The sequence below is a fragment of the Blastocatellia bacterium genome (assembly GCA_025054955.1).
In the GTDB taxonomy this organism is placed as follows: domain Bacteria; phylum Acidobacteriota; class Blastocatellia; order HR10; family J050; genus JANWZE01.
In genome coordinates, this window is record JANWZE010000135.1 from 1 (window position 1) to 4,902 (window position 4,902).

The 4,902-nt window shown below is 56.4% G+C and carries 6 protein-coding genes; all 6 read left to right on the forward strand.

Annotated elements, in window-relative coordinates; all coding sequences use genetic code 11:
- The coding region (locus NZ823_16810; protein MCS6806789.1) for a hypothetical protein at positions 1 to 194 on the forward strand (194 nt) is incomplete at its 5' end.
- Positions 195 to 246: 52 nt separating this feature from the next.
- A complete protein-coding gene (locus tag NZ823_16815) occupies positions 247 to 1,215 on the forward strand; it encodes an RAMP superfamily CRISPR-associated protein (GenBank protein MCS6806790.1) in 969 nt (322 codons plus the stop codon).
- A complete protein-coding gene (locus NZ823_16820) occupies positions 1,208 to 1,753 on the forward strand; it encodes a hypothetical protein (GenBank protein MCS6806791.1) in 546 nt (181 codons plus the stop codon). Before NZ823_16815 ends, NZ823_16820 begins: the two co-directional genes overlap by 8 nt.
- A gap of 761 nt (positions 1,754 to 2,514) precedes the next feature.
- Positions 2,515 to 2,961, forward strand: a complete 447-nt coding sequence (gene tnpA, locus NZ823_16825) for an IS200/IS605 family transposase (GenBank protein MCS6806792.1) — start codon at positions 2,515 to 2,517, stop codon at positions 2,959 to 2,961.
- Between the two features lie 303 nt (positions 2,962 to 3,264).
- A complete protein-coding gene (locus NZ823_16830; protein MCS6806793.1) occupies positions 3,265 to 4,287 on the forward strand; it encodes an RAMP superfamily CRISPR-associated protein in 1,023 nt (340 codons plus the stop codon).
- A gap of 127 nt (positions 4,288 to 4,414) precedes the next feature.
- Positions 4,415 to 4,765 carry a hypothetical protein gene (locus NZ823_16835; protein ID MCS6806794.1) on the forward strand — a complete coding sequence of 117 codons (351 nt, stop codon included), beginning with the start codon at positions 4,415 to 4,417 and terminating at the stop codon, positions 4,763 to 4,765.
- The last annotated feature ends 137 nt before the right edge of the window (positions 4,766 to 4,902 follow it).

Genomic DNA, 4,902 nt, shown 5'->3' on the forward strand with positions numbered 1-4,902 from the left:
GCCTTCTGGACGACGCGAGAGAAACGATGAAAAACGCTGCAGGCAGGAATGCCTGTGCCACTTTTTCTGAGGAGTTCTACTGCCGTCTGGACGACGCGAGAGAAACGATGAAAAACGCTGCAGGCAGGAATGCCTGTGCTACTTTTTCTGAGGAGTTGTTCTTGCCGTTAGCCACGACGCGAGAGAAACGATGAAAAATGCCATAGGCGGCAATGCCTGTGCCACTTTTTCGGAGGAGTGATCGCCATGCACAAAAAACTACTCAACGAAGCGACCTTTCACTTAATCGTCTCAGCCGAAGGCCCGCTGCTCGTCAAGTCGGGCACAGAAGGCTGGGACCCGACCATCCCCGATATGCAGTTCGTTCGGACGCATCACGCGCAACTCGGCGAGACGGTCTTCATTCCCGGCTCGTCGCTGAAAGGCACGTTGCGCAGCTACTCGGAGAAGATCGCCCGCACGCTTGAGGTCTTTTGTTGTGATCCGTTTGACGGAGAAAATTCGTGCGGCAAGCGATTGGAGAAGCTCGCCAAAGAGAGCAATAGTTTCGCTATTTATGCCAACTCTTGTGTGGCCTGCAAGCTATACGGCTCAACGAATCTCGCCGGTCGCGCCGCGTTTGCCGACGCCTATCCGACAAAGCCTATTGACGTGGCCAAGCAACTGACTAAGCGCACGGCTGTAGCGATTGATCGAGTGCTTGGTTCTGTCGCCGTTGGGCCGTTTGATTTTGAGGCGCTCATGAGCGGAGAGTTTGAAACGCAAATCCGAGTCCGCAACTTTGAGTTGTGGCAACTGGGACTGCTCGGTCTGGCCGTGCGTGATCTCTGTCTGGGGCGAATCAAAGTCGGCTACGGCAAATCGCGTGGGTTCGGCAGCGTGTCGGCCCGACTCAAAAAGCTCGAACTGCGCTCGATTGCCGAAGATGGCCTCCAGTGGGCGGACGGCAGGCTCAGCATCAAAGGCATCGGCGCGTTGCTCGGTGATGAGGCCACGAAATATGAGATCAGAGAACAAGCGGAGCTTGAGCCAATCGCCATTGATACCAGCCTCAAACCGGTTGATGACCTACTGGGTGCAAGCATCATCTTTGAGCGGCAGGCTGATTCAACGGAGTGGTGCGCGCCGGATGCAACGTTGCTCTTCAGCCAGTGCGTGAAGTCGGCGTGGAATGCCTACGTGAAGACCCACAAAGCGGGAGGTCAACATGGCTAATGGGATCGTCGCAAGTTTGCGTGGCGACTGGAGCGCCGTGGTGAATGCCGTCAATGCTGTCTTCGATGGAGCCAAGTTCATCTTGATGGCTGAAGACGGTGATGCCAGTCAGCCGCCGTGTTTTTGCTGGCTCACGGCGCTCGATCAAGCTGCGTGCTATCCGCGTGGCCGTGCGTTCAATGAACGGCAGGAAGTGCGATGGCGTGAGGCCGGAGCTGGCCGGTTCACAGCCGTCTATCTTTCAGAGACGAGTGAGCCGCCGCCCAGTGCTGGATTTGAAGCAAGCAGCGCAGAATGGCAAACGCAGCGAACGAGTCAAAAACTCTACGGTAAGTGGAGTCAGACGGCTGGCGATTGGGTCGAGGTGATGGTGCCGGGAACGAGAGGAAAATATGGGGATGTGATCTCCGGCATCCCGACGCTCAACGCTCTTGATCCGCCGCCGAATGCGCTGAAGCTCGAAGTCGTGGATTATTCGCGTGACGGCATGGTGCAACTGACGCGATTTCGTACGATTGAGGAATACTGGGAGTCGTGATGTTTGAAAGAAATAATGTTTGAAATGTGGCCGGGCGAGCGGCCCGCGCGAAGGTAGCCAGACGTGAAACGTCTGGAACACGAGGCGAAAAATGACGGCGCGTTGAAGACGCGCCCCGACAACATCGGGCGTCAAGGCACAATGTGTGGAGGACGGATGTGAGGATCGAACGCTGGCCGCGCAAGCGGCCCGCGCGAAGGTAGCCAGACGTGAAACGTCTGGAGAAATGATGTTTGAAATGTGGCCGCGCAAGCGGCCCGCGCGAAGGTAGCCAGACGTGAAACGTCTGGAACACGAGGCGAAAAGTAAACGGCGCGTTGAAGACGCGCCCCGACAACATCGGGTGTCAAGGCACAATGTGTGGAGGACGGATGTGAGGATCGAACGCTGGCCGCGCAAGCGGCCCACGCGAAGGTAGCCAGACGTGAAACGTCTGGAGAAATGATGTTTGAAATGTGGCCGCGCAAGCGGCCCACGCGAAGGTAGCCAGACGTGAAACGTCTGGAACACGAGGCGAAAAGTAAACGGCGCGTTGAAGACGCGCCCAGAAGAAACGAAGGGGAACCATGTGGGAGAAGCCGGGCTGGTTGAAACCGGGCCGCGCAAGCGACCCACGCGAAGGTAGCCAGACGTGAAACGTCTGGAGAAATGATGTTTGAAATGTGGCCGCGCAAGCGGCCCGCGCGAAGGTAGCCAGACGTGAAACGTCTGGAACACGAGGCGAAAAGTAAACGGCGCGTTGAAGACGCGCCGGGAAGAATATGCCGTCAACGCATACCAGTTTGCATTATCATCTGGTCTTTTCAACCAAGGACCGCCTGCCCATGATTGCTCAATCGTGGCGCGACCGATTGCACGCCTATTTGGGGGGGATCGTCAAGCGCTTGGGAGGTGTACCCCTGGCCATTGGCGGGATCCGAGACCACGTACACATGCTTGTCGGATTGACCTCATCGCATCGGCTGGACTATTTCGTGCGAGACCTCAAGGCCGATTCATCAGAGTGGGTACATCGGGAGGTCGGCCAGAGAATCTTCGCTTGGCAAAAAGGCTATGGCGCTTTTACCGTCAGCCCATCGAGTATTGAGGCCGTAAAGCGATATGTTTTGAATCAGGAGAATCATCACCGGCGCAAGACGTTTCAAGAGGAGTATGTGGAGTTATTAAAGGCGAGTGGGATTGTCTACGATGAACGCTATCTGTGGTAGAACCTGTGGCGCCTCTTCAAGGCGCGTGGTTCGCATCCGTGGTGTCCAGACGTTGCACGTCTGGCTACCCTCTTGGCGGCGTCTGCCGACGCCCGGCCGCGCCTCTTCAAGGCGCGTGGCTCGTGTCCACGAGGACCAGACGTTGCACGTCTGGCTACCATCTTGGCGGCGTCTGCCGACGCCCGGCGGCGCTTCTTCAAGGCGCGTGGTTCGCATCCGTGGTGTCCAGACGTTGCACGTCTGGCTACCATCTTGGCGGCGGCGGCCGACGCCGACTCAAACTCAGTGACAAGGAGAACTATTATGCCCAATAGAACACCCCGGCAGGGCGGAGGACGCCCGGAACCTGAACCAAAACCATTTGGGAAAGTCATCATCGCGCGGCCAAAGTCGCAGCGCGCAATTACCAAACACGACAAGTTTGTCCCCGATGCCTACACCGGCAGACTGACCTGTACGTTGACGGCTCTCACGCCTATTCACATTGGCTCCGGCATCTACGAGCTTGAGGGAGAGAATCCCGTTCGAGGTGTGATTACCGCTGACGATAAAACAATTGTGCCCGGCACGTCACTCAAAGGCGCGATTCGCTCGATTGCCGAGGCTATATCAGATTCGTGCGTCCGCATCACGAAAAAGGACATAGAGAAGAACCTGGCCGTTCGAGATGCCCGACCGTGCGATGAGCTGAAATCAAAGCATCGGCAATCAGGCGGGGAGAAAACGAGAGATCCCAGGCTGTGCGTCTGCTGTTCGATCTTCGGCGCGCTCGGCTATCAAGGGCGCGTGAGTTTTTCCGATGCGCGCTTGGTCAAGGGTAGTTTGGCAGTGCATCAGATTCAGTCGCCCTATCCGCCGCGCGAGTCAGCGCGCATCTACAAAGACGCTCGGGGCCAATTCAACGGACGGAAGTTTTACTATCACGGTGAGCCTCTGACATCTCAGCGCGGAGAACCCTATCACATTATCACCAAGGATTCTCAACTCGAATTCACCATGTCGTTCGAAAGTGTGACGGCGCAAGAGCTGTGTTTGGTGCTGGTGGCAATGGGCATCTTCGATGAAATGGTGATCAAAATCGGCGGCGGCAAACAAGCCATGCTTGGCTCCGTCAAGGTGACGCCAACGAAGCTAGAGCTTCAGGCCACAGAAACCTCATTCTCCGATTTTTCCGCCGGTGCACGGGTGATCGAAGCAGATGTCGTCAAATACTTATTCGATCAAGTCGGCAGCGCCAGCACTCTCATCAACGAAACTGCGCTCGATGAGTTAATAAGAATCTGGGAGTGGCCGTCATCTCGACGAGCGCCAACCGGAGTATATTGAGTGGAGGCCCGTATCAGTAGCACAAGCGTGAGGCAGCGCGCCCATTATCACGCCCTGGCCGATGCGCGAGCTACTGACACAATGATGAGACTGCATCCGAGACAACAAGTCGGAAGGAGAAAGAGCCATGATGAACCCGCAAGATCACATCAGCCGAGCTAATCTGCTTTGTCAGAAGCTACGCAACACCTCGGCGCAAGTTGGATCGCGCGACCGCCCACGAACGGTGCGCGGAGCCGACCCCAATGAACTCAAAAAGCTCTACACGTTCCTGCTCAAGCATCGGGACTCTCCCGACGCAATGAGCAAGCTGAGGAAATTGGTGAGCAAGCTCCCCGATTCCAACTTCGCCAAACGGAGCGGTTCGACGGCGGGTTACTACAAAAACATTAAATCAGCGTTGGACGGAGTTGGGTTTTACCAACTGGCAGTTGACGACGCCATTTACATTCTCGGCTGGGCCTGCCGCTTGCTCTAGGAGGTTAACATGTCCCGACAAACCATTCTCATCTCCTCGCTCGGCGAATCGCCTGCTGTGGTCACCGAGGCAATTGACAAGCTGGAGCACGAGGAAGGCATCCAGTTTACTCAGGTCATCACGCTGGGCACAAACGA